Genomic DNA, 19276 nt, shown 5'->3' with positions numbered 1-19276 from the left:
AGGATTACAAATGAGCAAACTATTTTCACCACTCACTTTGCGCAACGTAACGCTCCCGAACCGGATAGCGGTTGCGCCCATGTGCCAATACTCTGCAGAAGACGGCTTTGCCAACGATTGGCATTTAGTCCATCTCGGCAGTCGTGCTGTCGGCGGTGCCGGATTAGTTATTTTTGAAGCGACTGCCATTGTCGAAGATGGACGTATTTCGCCGCAGGATCTGGGTATCTGGAAAGACGCGCACATCGCGCCGCTGAGCCGGATTACCCGTTTTATCGCGCAACAAGGCGCAGTTCCTGGCATCCAACTGGCCCATGCCGGTCGCAAAGCCAGCGTGTGGCGACCTTGGGAAGCCTTGCAAGGCAGCGTCTCTCTCGACCAAGGCGGCTGGCAAACGGTCGGGCCATCCGCATTGGCATTCGACGCCACATATCAAACCCCGCAAGCACTCACAACCGAACAGATTGCCGACGTTGTGCAAGCGTTTGTCGATGCGGCAATCCGCGCCCATCAGGCCGGTTTTAAGGTCGTTGAAATACATGCGGCGCACGGCTATTTGTTACACCAATTTCTCTCACCGCTGAGCAATATCCGCACCGATCAATACGGCGGCAGCTTTGAAAACCGTACCCGCTTGGTGATGGAAGTGGTTGCCGCAGTACGCAAGGTCTGGCCTGAAGAACTGCCTTTGCTGGTACGCGTATCGGCAACAGATTGGGTTGAGGGTGGCTGGAATGCGGATGAAACGGTGGCGTTAAGCCGCTTGCTGCGTGAGGCTGGCGTTGACTTAGTCGATATCTCTACCGGCGGCAATGCCGCCAATGCTGAAATCCCGGTCGGCCCGGGTTATCAGACCCAGTTTGCTGAGCGCGTCAAAAAAGAAGCCGGTATCGCCAGCGGCACTGTCGGCATGATCACGGCCCCGATTCAGGCCGAGCATATTTTGCGTACCGAGCAAGCCGATCTGGTATTGCTGGCGCGTGAACTGTTGCGCGATCCAAACTGGCCTCTGCATGCAGCCGACGCACTACGCGCCGACACACCGTGGCCGCCGCAATACGCACGTGCCACCTCACGCAAAATGCCCTTGCGTCCATCGATTCATTATGGTGATGCGTAATTGGCGTTAATGCAATAAAGCGTCGCCTCACGTCGGCGACATACCCAGTCCCGCGGCCACTTCGGAAATCAACCGGCGCAACCAGACTACGTCAGGTGCGACATGCGAGCGCGTATGCCAGAGCATATAAAAGCGCATTTTCGGCATTTCAAACGGTAGCGGGAATACTTGAATCGGCCAGTCTTTGACAAAATAGTTAGCAAACTGAAGACCGGTCGTAAAAATCAAATCCGACTTTGCCAAGACATGCGGGACCAACGCGAAATACGGAATAGCAACCTGAATATTGCGTTTTAACCCCTGCTCTGCCAATGCCGCATCAATGCTGCTGCGATGCCCTTCGATATACGGCGTCGGTGCCAGATGCGGCATCTCAACATAGTATTTCAGCGTCAACCCCTTTTTAGCAACCGGATGATCGCGGTGCATCATGCACACCACTTCGTCTTCAAACAATTGTGCCAGATGCAGATGCTCAGGCGGGTCTGGCCAGTTGCCTATCACCAGATCGAGCTGACCTGTTTCCAGCGCGTTCGAATAGTCCAGACCAGCATCAAGCGCATGCACCATCAGACTGGCACCGGGCGCACGACGACGCACTTGTTCGATGATGGAGGGGATCAGTAATACATTGAGGTAATCCGGGGTACCGACATGAAAAACCCGCGCGGTACTACTCGCTTCAAATGCGGCGACAGGCGCGCCGATTTTTTCAAATATGTCCAACCCCTCCTTCGCCAGCGCCAGCAATTCCTGACCGCGCTCGGTCGCCACCATCCCGGTTTTACCGCGGACCAGAATCGCGTCGCCAGTCAACTCGCGTAAGCGCTTCAAGGTGTTACTGATGGTCGGTTGCGATTGTCCTAACTTGATCGCAGTGCGCGAAACGCTTTTCTCCACCAATAAAGTGTGCAACACGCGCAACAGATAGGTATCGAGATGGTGATTAGCGCGAGAGGTCATTGATGTTCAGAGTAAAGAATCACATTGAGAAGGCATTACGCGCAGCGGACAAACATGCGAGAAACACATAAATACCACTGCACAATAGCGGATAAATGTACTACTGAGTGTATGCCTGAGAATATGGTTATATGCGAGGCTGCGATATAAGTAAGGGCGCCTAATCGTTTATACGTCGTTGCCCCCCCTTGCCGTACAGTCGTACTATCTGCGTCGGGGCGCCTAGTCTAAACAATTATGCGACCTTACTTGCGGCAACTCCTCCATAAATAAAAACGCTCGCACTCCGGATATACCTGAGTGCGAGCGTTTTTCTTAATGTGTCGACGATTATTTGGTGCCAAAAATCCGGTCACCCGCATCACCCAAACCGGGGACAATATACGCATGCTCATCCAGATGCGAATCCAGACTGGCAACATATAACTTCACACCAGGGTGCGCATCCTGAAACACTTGCACGCCTTCAGGAGCTGCAACTAACGCCAGAAAAATGATCTGCGCATCGGTGACGCCACGTTGCTTTAGCACATTGACCGCGTACACGGCCGAATTACCGGTTGCCACCATCGGGTCACAAAGGATAAAAGTGCGTTCGGCCAGATCCGGCAAGCGCACCAGATATTCCACCGGTTCCAATGTAGTCGGATCGCGGTAGACGCCAATATGCCCAACCCGTGCCGACGGTACCAAGTCCAGCAAGCCGTCACTCATGCCGATACCGGCCCGCAAAACAGGCACCACTGCCAACTTGCGCCCTGCGATAACCGGTGCATCCATACTTTGGATCGGCGTATTAATGCGTTGCGTGGTGAGCGGCAAATCACGCGTAATCTCATAGCCCATTAATTGCGTAATTTCGCGCAACAATTGCCGGAAAGTCCGGGTCGATGTTTCCTTGCTCCGCATATGCGTGAGCTTGTGCTGAATCAACGGATGATTAAGGATGAAAAGATTCGGAAAGCGGGGATCGCGGAGCATGATGGGTTAAAACCGTGTGAGACTGTCTATACAACAAACAGTTTGTGAAATAAGCGACGAAGCGCCAATGTTACTCGCGGGGCGTTAATGCAGCGTTTAATACAGCGTTTAATACTTGCGGCGATCTTGCATTGACCGCCGCTAGCGTGACTACTTGGCCGAGGCCGAAACAACTTTTATTTCAGGCGTCAAAGTCAGCAACGCCAGTATTTGTTCCAGCTCATGGCGCACTTCAATCAAATTGATTTTGTTTTGGGCCGCCTCGACTGCTGCCGCCATCGAATCTTTTTCAGCTTGCGCGAGACGACCATCGAGCTTGTTACGTGCACCGCTAATGGTAAAGCCCTGCTCATATAACAGTTCACGGATACGCCGAATCAACAACACTTCGTGATGCTGATAATAACGACGATTTCCACGCCGCTTAACCGGCTTAAGCTGTGTGAACTCCTGCTCCCAATAGCGTAAAACGTGCGGCTTTACGCCACACAATTCACTCACTTCACCAATAGTAAAATAGCGCTTTGCAGGAATCGGCGGCAAGACGATCACCTCAGACTTACTAATACGATCATTCATGGATTAGCTTAAAGGGCCAGGGAAAAAGTTTGTTGAGAAGTCGCATCGACCATGCCTTTGAGCTTTTGGCTGGCATGAAATGTCACTACGCGGCGGGCAGTAATGGGAATTTCTTCACCGGTTTTAGGATTACGACCGGGACGTTGCGGTTTGTCGCGTAACTGAAAGTTACCGAAACCGGATAATTTGACAGCCTCGCCACGCACTAGCGCGTCGCGCATTTCGTCGAAAAAAGTTTCGACCATATCTTTGGCTTCACGTTTGTTAAGGCCGACTTGCTCAAACAAGAGTTCAGCTAACTCTGCCTTAGTCAATGTCGGCAAAGCTTTTTCGGCCTGCGAACGTGCTTGCGCTTCGCGCATTGCACGATTCAGATCGGCGTCCAGAACGGACTCAAACTCAACTGCCGGCATATCGTTCATTCTGTCGTTCATTCTATTTTGTTACCCTGTTTGCGATTCGTTATGTTCAGTAGATATCAAGAGATCATCCAGTGGACGCAACAATTATGCATATTGCAACTAACTGATTGAAAATGTCACTTATTGGATGAATATTCTTAGATGAACATTCATCCAACACATTTTGTTTTTTCAATGTACGAATCGCTTCAGGTACGCAGTTTGGCGCCATCAATTTTAGTGACCGCTGCAATCAAAGCGGCCATTGCAGCGTCTACGGTATCGTCTTGGAGGGTGTTTTCAGTATCTTGCAAGGTAAATCGGAAAGCAAGACTTTTCTCGTCATTTTCCAGTCCCTTGCCATGATATTCATCAAATAAAACAAAGGCTTGCAGAATTCGGCAAGCGTTGTTCTCACGCTTTTCCGCAGCAAAAATATCCAGCAAATCTTGCACCGGAATACTTTGTTTAACGACCACAGCCAAATCCCGTACTGCTGCCGGAAACTTCGACATTTCGACATACTTTGGCACTTCACGCTGCTGCAAAGCATCTGCTTCAACTTCGAATACCACCGGGGCCAGGGGCAATTCATATTTCTGCTGCAAACGCGGATGCAACTCGCCAATAAAGCCCACAACCTTGCCATTCAACAACACCTGCGCTGCCCGGCCCGGATGCAAAGCGGGATGCTCTATTTTGTCAAAGCGTAATATTGTCGGCGCAAACAATGCTTCAAGGTCTGCTTTAACATCAAAGAAGTCGACTGCACGGCTCGGTTGCCCCCATTGCTCTTCAGCAAAAGGACCGTAGGCCAAGCCAGCCACGTGCTTAGGCTGATCAAAACCAGCCACTGACAGCGGCCCGTCCTGAACATTAGGATTGCGCGAAAACACTGTGCCGGACTCAAATATGCGCACACGGCTAACCTTGCGATTCAGGTTGTATTTGACGTTTGCCACCAGACTGCCGACCAATGATGAACGCATGACGCTCATCTGGCTGGCGATAGGATTGAGTAATTTGATCGGTTGCAGATTGGCAGCAAAATCAACTTCCCAAGCCTCTTCGACGAAACTGAAATTAATCACTTCCTGATAATCTAAGGCTGCGAGTTTGTGGCTGATGGCGAACAGAGAGCGGGTATTTTCCGGTTCGATAAACATCGAATTAGGAGCCACTGGCGGCAATGCCGGAATGTTTTCAAAGCCATAGACACGCACGATTTCTTCGATCAAATCTTCTTCAATTTCGATATCGAAACGGTAGGACGGCGGTGTCACCCGAAACACACCAGGCTCTTGCGAAAACGCCAAACCCAGGCGCGTAAAAATATCGGCAATCTGCACATCCGACAATGGCACGCCAATCACTTTGACGGCCCGTGCAGTGCGCACGGTGACCGCCGGACGCAATGGCAAATTCACTTGCTGGTCGTCGACAGGGCCAATTTTGGTGTCTGCGTTGCCGCAAATCTCAATCAATAGCGCCGTTATGCGCTCAAGATGTTCAACCGTAGTGGCAAAATCAACGCCACGCTCAAAGCGATGGGCGGCATCGGTCGAAAAGTTAAAGCGACGGGCCCGCCCTTGAATCGCTTGCGGAAACCAAAACGCCGCTTCCAGATAAATATTTTGCGTATCCAGATTGACGGCGGTGGCATCGCCGCCCATGATCCCTGCCAGAGATTCAATCTGTTGCTCATCCGCAATCACGCCTATCCACTCATCGACGTTGACGGTATTGCCGTTCAAGAGTTTGAGTGACTCGCCCGACTTACCCCAGCGCACATCAAGACTGCCGTGAATTTTATCGAGATCAAATACGTGAGACGGTCGCCCTAACTCCAGCATCACATAGTTGGAGATATCCACCAGTGCCGAAATCGAACGCTGACCGCTACGCTCCAAACGCTGCTTCATCCATAACGGCGTCGCGGCCCGGGCGTTGAGACCACGAATAATCCGGCCGGAAAAACGGCCGCATAAATCGGGTGCAGAAATAGCGACTGGCAATACCTCTGAAATATTTGCGCTTATCGTTGGATATACCGGCTGCATGAGCGGCGTACCAGTTAATGCCGAGACTTCTCGCGCTACGCCTAATACTGATAGGCAGTCGGCTTTGTTTGGCGTCAGTTTGATGGTGAACTTCAGATCATTTAACTGATAGTAATCACGGAAGTTCATGCCGACTGGTGCCGCATCGGGCAGTTCAAGCAAGCCGTCGTTTTCTTCGGACAGCTTTAATTCTCGTGCGGAGCAGAGCATGCCGTGCGACTCAACGCCACGCAACTCTCCTACCTTGATTTCAAAAGGCTTGCCGTCGGCACCGGGCGGTAGCATAGCGCCCGCCTTCGCGCAGGGGACTTTAAGACCAGGACGCACGTTAGATGCGCCGCAAACGATCGTTAAGTTTGTCCCCGTACCAACGTCGACCTGACAAACATTGAGACGGTCAGCATTTGGATGCTTGACGATCTCAAGCACATGACCGACCACGATATCCGTGAACGGCGGTGCAACTGGTGCGACCTCTTCGACTTCAAGGCCGGACATTGTCAGTAAATGGGATAGTTCGTCCGAAGTCATCTTCGGATCGACCATGGTACGCAGCCAGCTTTCAGAGAATTGCATAGATAAAACCTTCAAAAACCTTTAATCATGGAAGACACGGATCACCTTGATCGCCGCATGGGCGAGGCATATTCTGAAACATCTTGGGTGACCAGTTCTTTTAAGGGCTCTACAACTATCGCGAACCAGCCCATGTGAGATTCGTCCTGCAATAGTTTGTAGAGATAGCCTTAATTAAATTGCTTCAAGAAGCGTAAATCGCCTTCGTAAAAGAGGCGTAAATCGTTGATCCCGTAGCGCAACATGGTCAGGCGCTCAAGGCCGGAGCCAAACGCAAAGCCAATATATTGCTCAGGATCGAGACCCATATTGCGCACCACACTTGGATGAACCTGACCGGCACCTGAGACTTCCAGCCACCGACCTTTGAGTGGTCCGCTACCAAATGCTATGTCGATCTCGGCGGAGGGCTCGGTAAATGGGAAGTAAGACGGGCGGAAACGGACTTGCAAATCGTCGGTTTCGAAAAACGCTTTAACGAAATTTAAATACACGCCCTTCAGATCTGCAAAGCTGATGTCCTCTGCAATCCACAAACCTTCAACCTGATGAAACATCGGCGAATGCGTGGCATCACTATCGACACGGTATGTGCGGCCCGGCGCGATCACTTTGATCGGCGGCTTGTTCATTCGCGCATAGCGCACTTGCATCGGGCTGGTGTGTGTACGCAGCAATAATGGCTTGCCTTGCGTGTCATTACCTTCAATGTAGAAGGTATCCTGCATCGAACGCGCAGGATGATTTTCCGGGCTATTCAATGCGGTGAAATTGGTCCAGTCAGTTTCGATCTCCGGGCCGTTGGCCACGTCAAAACCAATCGAACGGAAAATCTCTTCAACCCGCTGCCAGGTCCGCATCACGGGATGGATACCGCCAACACTACGTCCGCGACCGGGAAGCGTCACGTCGATCGCCTCTTCATTGAGACGGGCTTGCATCTGTGCGTCTGCCAACGCATCACGGCGCGCATTGAGCGCACTCTCGATTTGCTGCTTGGCGACATTGATCACAGCACCCTGGACTTTGCGCTCTTCAGGCGCTAGTTTACCCAGCGCCTTCATCTGTTCAGTGATCTGACCGGTCTTGCCAAGATATTTGGCTTTCGCATTTTCCAGCGCAGCCGCGTCGATCGCGGCGACAAAATCAGCCTGGGCTTGCGTTACAAGTTGTTCTAGGGAGTTCATGCAGTTTTCCTGCTCCGACGGCATCTATAAATAACTAAGACGGCATGACTGTTTAGACTAGACGCCCCGACGCAGACAACTGTACGGCACGAGGAGGCAACGACGTATAAATAGTGACGCGGACTTACTCAAAACAAATTAGCATTTAAAAACACAAACGGGGCATAAGGTCTTGACCTCTGCCCCGCTCTGGATTGCTAACTACTGATTACTCAGCAGTTTTAAGCAAAACTACAACATCACTTACGCAGCGATGATGGCTTTAACTTGATTGACAATCGCAGCAAATGCTGGCTTGTCCATCACTGCCATATCGGCCAGGACTTTACGGTCCAGTTCGATAGAAGCACGTTTCAGACCGTTCATGAATACGCTGTATGTCACGCCATGCTCACGGGAAGCAGCGTTGATACGCGCAATCCACAATGCACGGAAGACGCGCTTCTTGTTGCGGCGATCGCGGTATGCGTATTGACCAGCGCGCATAACTGCTTGCTTGGCAACACGGTAGACTTTACTGCGGCGACCACGGTAACCCTTGGCAAGCGCTAATACTTTTTTATGACGGGCACGAGCTGTAACCCCACGTTTTACTCTAGGCATAGTAACTCCTTAATAGTGTGAGGTTAGCCGTTTGGCAACATTGCACGAACGGACACCATGTTCGTATCGTGGACACCAACTGAACCGCGCAATTGACGCTTGGTTTTAGTGGTTTTTTTGGTCAGGATGTGACGTTTAAACGCTTGACCGCGTTTAACAGTTCCACCCGGACGAACGCGAAAGCGCTTTTTAGCACCGCTTTTCGTTTTCATTTTTGGCATGATTCTATCTGTCCTTGAGGACAGCTCCTCTTTTAACATGATTGCAGGTGGCAACGATACGCTGCACTTGGATGCCTACTCTCACTTGTTTAAACCTGACCGCCCGACTGCCACGACCAGATTTTGCAGCAGAATCAAGTCTGCTGCTTTCGGACTAAAGTGCAAAAATTCTGCACTTTGCCACAAATTATTTACTTCTTCTTTTTAGGGCCAATGATCATGATCATTTGACGCCCTTCCATCTTAGGCCACTGCTCGACTTGACCAAACGGCTCCAAATCAGCTTTCAGACGTTCCAGCATACGCACGCCGATGTCCTGGTGAGCCATTTCACGACCACGAAAACGTAATGTAATCTTAGTCTTGTCGCCGTCTTCCAGAAACTTAGTCAAGTTACGCAGTTTGATGCCGTAATCGCCATCATCGGTACCTGGACGGAATTTAACTTCCTTGACCAAAATAACCTTCTGCTTCAATTTGGCTTCGTGCGCTTTCTTCTGTTCCTGGTATTTAAATTTACCGTAGTCCATCAGACGCGCAACAGGAGGCTGTGCAGTCGGTGCGATTTCCACCAGATCTACGTTTGCCTCTTCAGCCAAACGAAAGGCTTCCGCCAGAGAAACGATACCTAGTGGCTCGTTTTCGACCCCGCTTAAACGCAATTCAGGCGCTGTTACTTCACCATTTATGCGATGTGACTTGTCCGTAGCTATTGCAGTTTCCTTTAAAAATCAAATGAATAAGCCGTGCTCCCACGCTCAGGCTTTCTCGTTCAGGCTTTGGTTTCAACCTCAGTTTTGAGGCGCTCCACCAATGTGTCAATTGACATGACACCTAAATCGATATTGCCCCGCGCACGCACGGCCACTGTATTTGCATCACGCTCTTTATCCCCAACTACTAGGATATAAGGCGGTTTTTGCAAAGAATGCTGGCGTATTTTATAGGTAATCTTCTCGTTACGCAAATCTACGTCTACCCTGAACCCTTGCTTTTTCAGCATTTGAGCAACATTTTTGACGTATTCGGATTGCGCGTCCGAGATATTCAAAATCACAACTTGCACCGGTGCCAGCCACAACGGCATCGCACCGGCATGATTTTCAATCAAAATACCGATGAAACGTTCCAAAGAACCAACAATTGCCCTATGCAACATCACCGGCACTTTGCGGCCATTGTCTTCTGTGACATATTCAGCGCCCAGCCGACCGGGCATCGAGAAATCGACTTGCATCGTCCCGCATTGCCACGAACGACCGATCGAATCCTTCAGATGGTATTCAATCTTCGGACCATAAAATGCGCCCTCGCCCGGCAATTCTTCCCAAGCTGTACCAGAAGCGCGCAAGGCATCGCGCAAGGCGTTTTCAGCCGTATCCCAGACATCATCTTCACCAACCCGCTTTTCAGGACGCAAAGCCAGTTTGACGGCAACATCAGTGAAGCCGAAACAATCATAAACCGATCGCACCACTTTATCGAAGGCCGCAACCTCACTCTGCACCTGCTCTTCAGTACAAAAAATATGCCCGTCATCCTGCGTAAAACCGCGCACCCGCATCATCCCGTGCAACGCACCGGACGGTTCATTGCGATGGCATTGACCAAACTCACCAAAGCGCAATGGCAAATCACGATAACTATGCAAAGAAGCATTAAAAATCTCAACGTGGCCTGGGCAATTCATCGGCTTTAACGCATAGCTGCGATTTTCCGATTCGGTCGTGAACATATTGTCGCGATAATTTTCCCAGTGCCCGGTCCGCTCCCACAACGAGCGATCCAAAATCTGCGGCGCTTTCACTTCCTGATAACCATTATCTTGATACACGGAGCGCATAAACTGCTCAACTTGCTGCCAGATAGTCCAGCCTTTCGGATGCCAGAAAATCAAACCCGGCGCTTCTTCTTGCATATGAAACAAGTCCAAAGCGCGGCCTAATTTACGATGATCACGCTTCTCCGCCTCTTCCAGCATGTGCAAGTAGTTTTCCTGATCTTCTTTTTTTACCCAGGCAGTACCGTAGACGCGCTGCAACATTTCGTTCTTTGCATCGCCACGCCAGTAAGCACCCGCCAACTTCATCAGCTTGAATACTTTCAACTTGCCGGTTGAGGGAACGTGCGGCCCGCGGCAAAGATCGGTAAAACTGCCCTCGGTATACAAAGAAACATCCTGATCCGCCGGAATCGACTCAATGATCTCAGCCTTATACGCCTCGCCTATCGATTTGAAGTAAGCGACCGCTTCGTCCCGCGGCAACACTTTGCGTGTCACTGGCTCGTCTTTTTTAGCCAGCTCCGCCATTTTCTTTTCAATAATGACAAGATCGTCCGGGGTAAAGGGGCGCTTGTAGGCAAAGTCATAATAAAAACCGTTTTCAATCACCGGTCCGATGGTGACTTGCGCCTCCGGGAACAACTCTTTGACAGCATAGGCCAGCAAATGCGCGGTTGAATGGCGAATGACGTCCAGGCCTTCAGGATCTTTGTCGGTAATAATTGCCAGCGCCACGTCGCGTTCGATCAGATACGAAGTATCAACCACCGCGCCATCGACCTTACCAGCTAATGCGGCTTTGGCCAGACCAGCACCGATGCTGGCGGCGACTTGGGCGACTGTCAGTGGCGCATCGAATTGCCGCTGCGAACCATCGGGAAGTGTGACTGTAACCATATTGCGTCCTCTGTCGGCCATCGCGCTCTTACGATGCCGAATTAAAATAAGTTAATAAAAATACTAAAAGCCAAGACAAAAATGCGGACGTAAAAAAGCGCGGACCAGCCGCGCTTTTTACTGAAAAAGACCTCGACCAGCGTTATGCACAGATTGTGGTGGTAGTTCGCGGTGTCATAACCAGGATGCCTCTCTCGCTCTTACAGATGTTAATTAATCCACTTTCTTAGCGGACATATTTGCCGATGATACCAGAAAATTTATCCAATACGATAAGGAGTAGCGGCTTGCAACGGATAAAATCGACTGATCTCGATGAATCGCTCCATGACTACTGCATGGCGTTAATTGCCAATGTCTCATCTGCATCGTCCGAACGATTCCACCACCCACCACCCAACGCCTGAAACAACGCCGCCGTATCCGCAAAACGCGCCGCCCGCGCCTGAGCCAGATTGATCACCGCTTGTTGATAAGTCAGTTGCGCAGTCAGCAGCGTCTGTGGACTACTTGCGCCCAATAGCACCGATTTACGCGAAATATCCAGACTACGTGCCGCAGCACGCTCCGCCAGGGATTGCGCCCTCAGCGTTTCGGCATCAAATTGCAATGCACGCAAGCTATCGGCAACGTTTTGAAACGCCAGAATGATCGTGCTCCGATATTGCGCAGAAGCTTGTTCCAGCAAAGCCTCCGACGCACGCTTCTTATGCAATAACGTACCGCCTGCAAACAACGGCTGCGTCAGTCCGCCCACTAACCCCCAAAATCCGGTCCCGCCCGAGAATAAGTTACCCAGCGTTGTAGCAGCACTACCGATATTCGCGCTCAAGGTAATTTGCGGCAGCATATTCGCCATCGCCACGCCCACCTCAGCCGATGCGGCGTGCAATTGCTCCTGCGCGGCACGTACGTCAGGCCTCTGTTGCACCAGACGGGACGGCAAACTTACTGGCAATTGCTCCGGCAAACTTAAGGCTGACAAAGTAAATTTTTCATCTAACTCGTCGCTTGGAAAACGTCCCGCCAGCGCCGTCAATCGGTTGCGCTGCTGCGATAGCGCGTTTTGCAGCGACGGTAGCGTAGCCTGCGTCTGGGCCAACACCGCCTCTTGCGTAGCAACGTCAGCCTGCGCCACGTCGCCCAATTTGTATTGACGCTGCAATAAATCCAACAATTTTGTCTGCACCCGAATCACTTCATCGGTTGCCCCCAATTGGGCCCGTAACGACGCCTCTTGTACTGCCGCCGCCACAACGTTCGAAGTGAGCGTCAAATAAGCCGCCTCCAATTGAAAGCGCTGCTGACTTGCCTGCGCCTGCACATTTTCGAGCTGACGCCGATTGCCGCCAAACACATCCGGGGCATAAGACACGCTGACTTGAGCGGTATGCAGATTAAACACCGGCGTCTCCGACTGGAGCGGCGTCGTCGCCACTTTTTGACGCGTCGGCGTCAAGCTGGTGTCTACTACCGGAGAAAAAGAACCCCGCTGGACTGCGACCTGTTCTTGGGCAGCGCGCAAAGCCGCCCGCGCCGACGCCAAATCAGGGCTAGCCTTGAGCGCCTGTTCAATCACTGCATTCAATGGTGCTGATTGAAACAGCGTCCACCACTGCGCCGGAATATCCATGCCAGCAACAAATTGCTGTGCAACACCGCCCTCAGCGATCTCGACAGAAACTGTTCTGGCTGGCAGTGGCGTTTTGCTATAACCCTGCACCGATGGCACATCGGGCTGTTTAAAATCCGGGCCAACCGCACAGCCGGATAACGCCAACGCAACCGTTAACATTGGCGGAAAAACTAAAGAACGCATTATAAATTTCTGCATGTTTTAACCTATTCAATCTCCCACCGATATGGTGGAGCAGCGCACTTTCGGGTCTGCGTTTTTATAACGACTAACGCCCATCTGGCGGTGTACTGATACCTTTACGGCGTTCTATCCAGCGCTCCAATGCAAAATAAAATGTCGGCAAAATAAATAGCGTCAGTAACGTTGCCACGATTAACCCTCCGACCACCACTGTGGCCAAACCGCGCTGCACATCCGTACCAACTCCGGTCGCCAGTGCCGCTGGTAACATCCCGACTGAAGCCACCGTTGCCGTCATTAAAACCGGACGGAAGCGTTCAAACGCACCCGCCAGCACCGCCTCCATCAACGCCACGCCCTGTTGCCGCACGCGGTTAATATTCGAGACCATGATGATGCCGTTTTGCACCGCCACACCAAACAACGCGATAAAACCTACGCCGGTGGCCACGTTAATCGTATTGCCAGTCACTTGCAGCGCAATTAATCCACCCAGCGCCGCCAGCGGAACTACGCCCAAGATCAACAGCGCCTGGCGCAGCTTGCCAAATCCGGCATACAAAATAATCGCCATCAAACTCACAACCAGCCCCAACACGACCATCAAGCGCGCCTGTGCCCGCTCTTGGTTCTCAAACTGCCCCGCCCATTCCAGTCGATATTTAGCATGATCAAACTGGACTTTTTGCGCCACCGTCGCCTGCGCTTCTTCGTAATACGACAGCAAATCGCGATCGGCATAATCAAGCCGCACGGTGAGCTGGCGATGCGTACTCTCGTGCGTAATCGTGCTCTCTCCAGTCCCCGCCCGGATATGCGCTAATTGCGATAATGGAATCCGCGCCCCGCCAGGCGCTGTCAACAACAAATTGCCCAACGCCTCCTCCCCGCTACGACTACTTTTAGGAAAGCGTACCGTCACGTTATAAGTACGATCAGCGACGTACATCTGTGTGACCGGCGCACCGCCGATTCCGGTCTGAATCAAGTTAGAAATATCCACAATATTGATCCCCAGACGCGCCGCTGCTGCGCGATCAATATCAATCACGATTTGCGGCACCGGCGGCTCCTGAAAAATCGATACATCAGTGCTACCCTTTACCCCATTGAGCACAGTAACGATGTCATTGCCGATGCGACGCAATTCTTTAAAATCATCTCCATATATACGAATCACCAACGGACTATGCGCGCCGCCCACAGCATCATTGACACCATCGCTAATCGGCTGACTAATTCCGATCGAAAACCCCGGCAACTGCGCCAATTTTTCATTTAAACGGTGTACAAAGTTCGCCTTATTTTCACCGTCCGGCCAAGTGTTATAAGGCTTCAATCCAACCGGCACTTCCATATGCGATGGCGTCCACGGATCGGTTCCGTCGTCGCTGCGGCCAAGCTGTGTCACCGCATAGGCAACCTCTGGAAACGACAGCAGTGTATGACGCAATTCCGCCGCCATTTCACTCCCTTTTTCTAGCGATAAACCAGACGGCATTTGTACTTGCAACCATAGTGTTCCCTCATCCAACTGCGGCATAAATTCACGCCCGGTCGCCGCACCCAGCACAATGACACCCACCAGCGCCAGCGCGCCGATACCATAAGCAATTGATGGCTTATTGAGTAAGCTCCCCAACGTATTACGATAGCCTGCGCTGAGCCACTCAAGCGGCTTGTTGTGAAAAATCCGGCGCGGCTTACGTAGCGCCATATACGCCAGACCCGGTACTAAAACGATGCTGCACAGCAGTGCACCAATCAACGCATAACTAACCGTGAACGCCATCGGCGACAACAATTTTCCTTCGGCCCGTTCAAACGCAAATAAGGGTAAATATGCAGCGATGATAATGAGCGTCGCAAAGAAAATCGGTTTGATAACTTCAGTGGTTGCAGACCGTACTTCTGCCTCGCTTAATTCTTCGGTCGGCTTAGCTTCGCGTCGCCGCAAAATAGCCTCCGTGACCACAATCGCTCCGTCAACAATAATCCCGAAATCAATCGCGCCCAACGAAAACAAATTCGCCGGCATTTTGGTCAAATACATCATGATGAATACTGCTACCAGGGCTAACGGAATCGTCACCGCTGCAACCAATGCGCTACGCGGACTGCCCAGAAAAAGAATCAACACAATACAGACCAGACCGATCCCTTCAATCACCGTGTGACTGACCTTGTGTACGGTCAGTTGAATCAATTCGTCACGATCAATATAGGGAACGATCCTCACGCCTTGCGGTGCTAATTTTTTTTGTAATTGCGCTACTTTGGCGTGCACATCCTTGATCACTTCAGAGGCATTTTGATACTTCAATAATTTAACAATGCCTTCGATCGTGTCAGGATTATTATCCTTGCCGAGAATGCCTTGACGTTCTTGATGACTGTATTGCAGCTTGCCGAGATCGCGCACCAGTACCGGTACACCACCGACTTGCTTAACGACGACATTGCCCAAATCCGACAAGCTACGCATCATACCAATGCCGCGCACAATATAGCCTTGCTCACCACGTGCAATCCGACTGCCGCCGGCATTGCCATTGTTATTGTTAATGGCAGTGGTGACGTCCGAGAGTGACACACCAAATCGCTGCAATTGATCCTGATCAACCTCAAGTTGATATTCCATCGTCAACCCGCCGAAATTACCAACGTCGGCAATCCCTGGAATCTGCCGTAACTCCGGTATCACAACCCAGCGCTGAATCTCAGACAATTCCAGTAAATTTTTGTTATCGGACTCCAGCGTATAACGATAAATTTCACCGGAAGGACCGCTGACAGAATCGAGGCTCGGCGTAATTCCTGCAGGCAGCGTTGCCAGCGCGATGCGCTCGGTCACCCGTTGACGCTCCCAATAATCCTCTGCGCCGTCTTTAAACGTGAGCGTGATCAGCGACAAACCAAACGTACTCGACGAGCGCATATGCACCAGACCCGGCGTGCCGCTTAATTGGCGCTCCAGCGGAATCGTGATTTGCTGCTCAATTTCTTCCGCAGCCAGACCCGGCGCTTGGGTAGTGACCTGAGCCGAAACATCCGACAGTTCCGGATATGCCTCAACCGCCATCCGGGTCCAAGAATAATAGCCAAACAACGCCACCAATATCGTCACCAGAATCACTGCATAACGCTTTTGCAGGCAATAGCGAACAACGTTATTAATCATTGAGCAGTACTCCGCCCTTGGTCACCACACGCTCGCCTACTTTGAGACCAGTTCGAATACGGACCATGCCATTTTCCTCGCTGCCCAGCTCAACTTTGCGCCTTACAAAAGACCACGGTGTGACTTCTACAAATACAGTTATGTCGTCGTTATTCATCAGTAACGCTGATGACGGGACCACCGGCGCGGATGCTTGCGCGATCGTAAACGACACTGTCGCAAACATATTCGGTTTCAACTTTCCATCAGCGTTAGGCATGTTTATTCGTACCTGCGCACGCCGTGTATCGGGCTGCAAAACGTCGCTGATAAAAGCAACCTTGCCGTCGAATTTTGCAGCGGGATAGGAAGGCAAATGAATAGACACGGCCTGGTCTTTTTTAATCGATGTCAACATATTTTCCGGCGCGTAAGCGGTGACCCAGACGTTGTCCAAATTCGCAATCGTCATCAAGACAGCGGTAGGATCGTTGAGGCTCTGGCCAACGCCGACCGACAACGCGGTAATACTGCCTGAGCCAGGTGCAACGATATTGAGCCGACTGCCATTGCTACCTGCGACGACATCGCCAATAGCCCCCAACGATTTGAGCCGTGAATCAGCACGTGCAAACTCCGACTGCGCCTGACTATGCGCACTTTCCGCCTGCTCCAAATCTTTCGTCGCTCCTGCGCCCGCTTCTTGCACACCGCGCTGCCGCTCCAGCACTCTCGTCGTCAGTTGCAAAGTATCGCGCGCCTTCTGTTGGTCCGCCGTGGCTTGCGCAAAATCGCCCGACGTCAGCACCAGCAAAAGCTCGCCTTTTTTAACGTGATCGCCTAGTCCGACTTTTAATTCCAGGACTTTACCGGCAACTGGCGGGACGATATTCACCGTGCGCGATGGCATCGCTTCTATTTGTCCGGGCAACTCCAGTGCATGGTCGAAATCGAGTGATTCCACCGCCTGCACAGTCACGCGGTCTCGGAAGGGAGAATGTAAAGGAATGGATAATTGCCCACCGTTTTGAATCAAACCTGGTGTCGGCTTAGCGCTTAATTGCGCAGCGTGCGCAAGGCTTCTGCCAATGCCGACTGCCACTGTCCAGGCAATACCAACACCGACAAGAATAGCGATGAAGATGACAAACACAGGTTTTTTCGATTGCGGGATAGTCTTTTGCATGATGGGACTTTAGTAAAAAATCGTTGTATCGGTAACTTAGGGATGATGAGAATTAATGCCAGCTGAAATCAGCTTGCTGATCAATCGCGATTTCAGTACGTCAGCCTGCCCGGTTTGCGTATCAACAACTTTGAAGGTGATTTTTTCGGTATTGAAAAGCTGATATAGCTGCTCTTGAACGTAGGTATTTTTGTCAACCTCAAGCGTCATCGTTAATGCACTATTCGCATTCGCTTGTCCGCTCGCGCCCAAGATATGCGTGCCGGGAGCGGTTTCGATCACAAGATAAGTCATCGGCGCGAGACTGCCGATCCATTTTCCATCGAGAAAAATATCCGACTTTTGCTTGGGGGCCATCGTGCCGGGTCGCGAGAGATACACTTTTGCTGTCGGATGTAATGGCGCATCGAATTGCTTTGCTTGCGCGTCATCAACGGGCGTTGCCAGCGGTACTGCCACGCATTCGATCTGATGCAAAAAGCGCCGACACGGCACTAATGCATCCTGCGCACTGGCAGAAAATAGCGTGGTCGCAGTCAACGTTAGTAATACGCAGCTAAAAATACGGCGGAGGGAGGATGTCATCAAAACGGTGCGCCAGTAAGGAATATGGCGCAAGCAGTCCGACGAAGGTAGCTGCCTGCGATCCCATGAAGGGACAACAACAGCTTACCGATTGATTCTGTCAACAACCTGAAGAAAACCTGACAAAACCCTGACAAACAGGGTTTCCATGAAGAAAATGTCTAGCGTAATTTGGTAGCCGTTCCAAGAATGGGGAAGGGGAAATACACCGAGAATATCGTGCCGCCGGTCGCTGCGGGTTCAACCGTAATTCTGGCACCGTGATCGTTCGTGATGTCGCGCACAATTGCCAGCCCCAGCCCATTGCCGGCAATATTGTCATCGACCCGATAAAAGCGATTAAAAATTAACTCCTGGTCCGCTGCGGCGATCCCCGGCCCGGAATCTTCTACCGAAAAAATCCCGCCATCCGCACCCTGCATCGCATGCACGGTGACCCTGCCGTTGGGTGGCGAGTAGCGAATCGCATTATCGATCAGGTTATCGATCAGATCGCGCAACAAAAATTGATCACCCATGACGCGGGTTGTATGCAGATTAAAACCAAGATCGATCGCCTTTTTATCGGCCTCTTCAACGAAATGCTGAATCGATTCTTCAACCAGTTTGTTCAATTCAACCACTTCCAGACGCTCTTTTTCAAACTTGGTCGGCTCGGCCCGCGCCAAGGCCAGCAGCTGATTAGTCTGACGTATCATGCGCTCGGTTGAGGATGCCATGAGTTTGATCGAGTGCGCGGTTTCTGGATCGTCAGCGTGCTTTTGCAGCAGCCATTCAAGTTGCGTTCTGAATCCCGCTAACGGCGTGCGCAACTGGTGGGCAACATTGGCCAGAAAATACTGCTGTTTCTTGGCACCAATCTGGAGCTTACTCAGCAGACCGTTAAGGGCGGTCACCACGGGGCCAAGTTCGAGCGGGACGTTGTCTTCTGCTAATGCGGACAAATCATCATGGCTACGCAAATTTAAATCCGTTTGCATTTTTTTGAGCGGCAGCAAACCCTTGCTCACAGCAAACCAGATAGTGGCAATCAACAGAATCGCTAAGACGGCCTCCAGCAATAGCAAAGCCAACAAGATCACCGAGCGGATATGGTCACGTTTGCATCGATTCGTGCTTGTCCGTGGTACTCGGCATAGAACTACTGAGTCGGAG

16 protein-coding genes are annotated in these 19276 nt (G+C 51.4%); 1 reads left to right on the top strand and 15 read right to left on the bottom strand.

What is annotated here, in order from left to right; all coding sequences use genetic code 11:
- The first annotated feature begins 10 nt into the window (after positions 1-10).
- A complete protein-coding gene (locus ACVBEF_RS11075; protein ID WP_447123998.1) occupies positions 11-1120 on the top strand; it encodes an NADH:flavin oxidoreductase/NADH oxidase in 1110 nt (369 codons plus the stop codon).
- 27 nt (positions 1121-1147) lie between these two features.
- On the opposite strand, the gene ACVBEF_RS11070 is transcribed toward ACVBEF_RS11075, so the two are convergent.
- The 15 genes from ACVBEF_RS11070 to ACVBEF_RS11000 all read right to left on the bottom strand — a co-directional run.
- Positions 1148-2083: a LysR family transcriptional regulator gene (locus tag ACVBEF_RS11070; protein WP_447123997.1), complete on the bottom strand. Its 936-nt coding sequence runs from the start codon at positions 2081-2083 to the stop codon at positions 1148-1150.
- Between the two features lie 330 nt (positions 2084-2413).
- Positions 2414-3064 (bottom strand): uracil phosphoribosyltransferase, encoded by a 651-nt coding sequence (upp, locus tag ACVBEF_RS11065; RefSeq protein ID WP_447123996.1) that lies wholly within the window; start codon positions 3062-3064, stop codon positions 2414-2416.
- Between the two features lie 150 nt (positions 3065-3214).
- Positions 3215-3643 (bottom strand): MerR family transcriptional regulator, encoded by a 429-nt coding sequence (locus tag ACVBEF_RS11060; RefSeq protein WP_447123995.1) that lies wholly within the window; start codon positions 3641-3643, stop codon positions 3215-3217.
- Positions 3644-3651: 8 nt separating this feature from the next.
- Complete coding sequence (locus ACVBEF_RS11055; protein ID WP_447123994.1) at positions 3652-4065, bottom strand: integration host factor subunit alpha; 414 nt, start codon at positions 4063-4065, stop codon at positions 3652-3654.
- A 188-nt stretch (positions 4066-4253) separates the two neighbouring features.
- Positions 4254-6680 carry a phenylalanine--tRNA ligase subunit beta gene (gene pheT, locus ACVBEF_RS11050; RefSeq protein WP_447123993.1) on the bottom strand — a complete coding sequence of 809 codons (2427 nt, stop codon included), beginning with the start codon at positions 6678-6680 and terminating at the stop codon, positions 4254-4256.
- A gap of 170 nt (positions 6681-6850) precedes the next feature.
- Positions 6851-7867, bottom strand: coding sequence for a phenylalanine--tRNA ligase subunit alpha (gene pheS, locus ACVBEF_RS11045; protein WP_447123992.1), 1017 nt, complete (start codon positions 7865-7867; stop codon positions 6851-6853).
- Between the two features lie 243 nt (positions 7868-8110).
- A complete protein-coding gene (rplT, locus tag ACVBEF_RS11040) occupies positions 8111-8470 on the bottom strand; it encodes a 50S ribosomal protein L20 (RefSeq protein WP_168055225.1) in 360 nt (119 codons plus the stop codon).
- Positions 8471-8493: 23 nt separating this feature from the next.
- Positions 8494-8691 carry a 50S ribosomal protein L35 gene (gene rpmI, locus ACVBEF_RS11035; RefSeq protein WP_447123991.1) on the bottom strand — a complete coding sequence of 66 codons (198 nt, stop codon included), beginning with the start codon at positions 8689-8691 and terminating at the stop codon, positions 8494-8496.
- Positions 8692-8882: 191 nt separating this feature from the next.
- A complete protein-coding gene (infC, locus tag ACVBEF_RS11030; protein WP_447124012.1) occupies positions 8883-9404 on the bottom strand; it encodes a translation initiation factor IF-3 in 522 nt (173 codons plus the stop codon).
- Between the two features lie 59 nt (positions 9405-9463).
- Positions 9464-11371, bottom strand: coding sequence for a threonine--tRNA ligase (gene thrS, locus ACVBEF_RS11025; protein ID WP_447123990.1), 1908 nt, complete (start codon positions 11369-11371; stop codon positions 9464-9466).
- 331 nt (positions 11372-11702) lie between these two features.
- Positions 11703-13190, bottom strand: a complete 1488-nt coding sequence (locus ACVBEF_RS11020; protein ID WP_447123989.1) for an efflux transporter outer membrane subunit — start codon at positions 13188-13190, stop codon at positions 11703-11705.
- A gap of 85 nt (positions 13191-13275) precedes the next feature.
- Positions 13276-16371 (bottom strand): efflux RND transporter permease subunit, encoded by a 3096-nt coding sequence (locus ACVBEF_RS11015; protein ID WP_447123988.1) that lies wholly within the window; start codon positions 16369-16371, stop codon positions 13276-13278.
- Entirely contained in the window at positions 16364-17536 is a 1173-nt protein-coding gene (locus tag ACVBEF_RS11010; RefSeq protein WP_447123987.1) for an efflux RND transporter periplasmic adaptor subunit, read from the bottom strand. The genes ACVBEF_RS11015 and ACVBEF_RS11010 overlap by 8 nt, the downstream gene beginning before the upstream one ends.
- Before the next feature lie 36 nt (positions 17537-17572).
- A complete protein-coding gene (locus ACVBEF_RS11005; protein WP_447123986.1) occupies positions 17573-18121 on the bottom strand; it encodes a hypothetical protein in 549 nt (182 codons plus the stop codon).
- 161 nt (positions 18122-18282) lie between these two features.
- Positions 18283-19276 (bottom strand): sensor histidine kinase (locus ACVBEF_RS11000; protein ID WP_447123985.1); only part of this gene is annotated, 994 nt, incomplete at its 5' end.

Source organism: Glaciimonas sp. GG7, from assembly GCF_052976905.1.
Note: the sequence above shows the minus strand (reverse complement) of the source record. Positions and strands in the feature narration are given on the sequence as shown.

What these genes read in the sequence shown, in the direction of transcription:
- ACVBEF_RS11075 (WP_447123998.1), top strand. Translation starts at nt 11, where the DNA reads ATGAGCAAACTATTTTCACCACTCACTTTGCGCAACGTAACGCTCCCG.
- ACVBEF_RS11070 (WP_447123997.1), bottom strand. Translation starts at nt 2,083, where the DNA reads ATGACCTCTCGCGCTAATCACCATCTCGATACCTATCTGTTGCGCGTG.
- upp (WP_447123996.1), bottom strand. Translation starts at nt 3,064, where the DNA reads ATGCTCCGCGATCCCCGCTTTCCGAATCTTTTCATCCTTAATCATCCG.
- ACVBEF_RS11060 (WP_447123995.1), bottom strand. Translation starts at nt 3,643, where the DNA reads ATGAATGATCGTATTAGTAAGTCTGAGGTGATCGTCTTGCCGCCGATT.
- ACVBEF_RS11055 (WP_447123994.1), bottom strand. Translation starts at nt 4,065, where the DNA reads ATGAACGATATGCCGGCAGTTGAGTTTGAGTCCGTTCTGGACGCCGAT.
- pheT (WP_447123993.1), bottom strand. Translation starts at nt 6,680, where the DNA reads ATGCAATTCTCTGAAAGCTGGCTGCGTACCATGGTCGATCCGAAGATG.
- pheS (WP_447123992.1), bottom strand. Translation starts at nt 7,867, where the DNA reads ATGAACTCCCTAGAACAACTTGTAACGCAAGCCCAGGCTGATTTTGTC.
- rplT (WP_168055225.1), bottom strand. Translation starts at nt 8,470, where the DNA reads ATGCCTAGAGTAAAACGTGGGGTTACAGCTCGTGCCCGTCATAAAAAA.
- rpmI (WP_447123991.1), bottom strand. Translation starts at nt 8,691, where the DNA reads ATGCCAAAAATGAAAACGAAAAGCGGTGCTAAAAAGCGCTTTCGCGTT.
- thrS (WP_447123990.1), bottom strand. Translation starts at nt 11,371, where the DNA reads ATGGTTACAGTCACACTTCCCGATGGTTCGCAGCGGCAATTCGATGCG.
- ACVBEF_RS11020 (WP_447123989.1), bottom strand. Translation starts at nt 13,190, where the DNA reads ATGCGTTCTTTAGTTTTTCCGCCAATGTTAACGGTTGCGTTGGCGTTA.
- ACVBEF_RS11015 (WP_447123988.1), bottom strand. Translation starts at nt 16,371, where the DNA reads ATGATTAATAACGTTGTTCGCTATTGCCTGCAAAAGCGTTATGCAGTG.
- ACVBEF_RS11010 (WP_447123987.1), bottom strand. Translation starts at nt 17,536, where the DNA reads ATGCAAAAGACTATCCCGCAATCGAAAAAACCTGTGTTTGTCATCTTC.
- ACVBEF_RS11005 (WP_447123986.1), bottom strand. Translation starts at nt 18,121, where the DNA reads ATGACATCCTCCCTCCGCCGTATTTTTAGCTGCGTATTACTAACGTTG.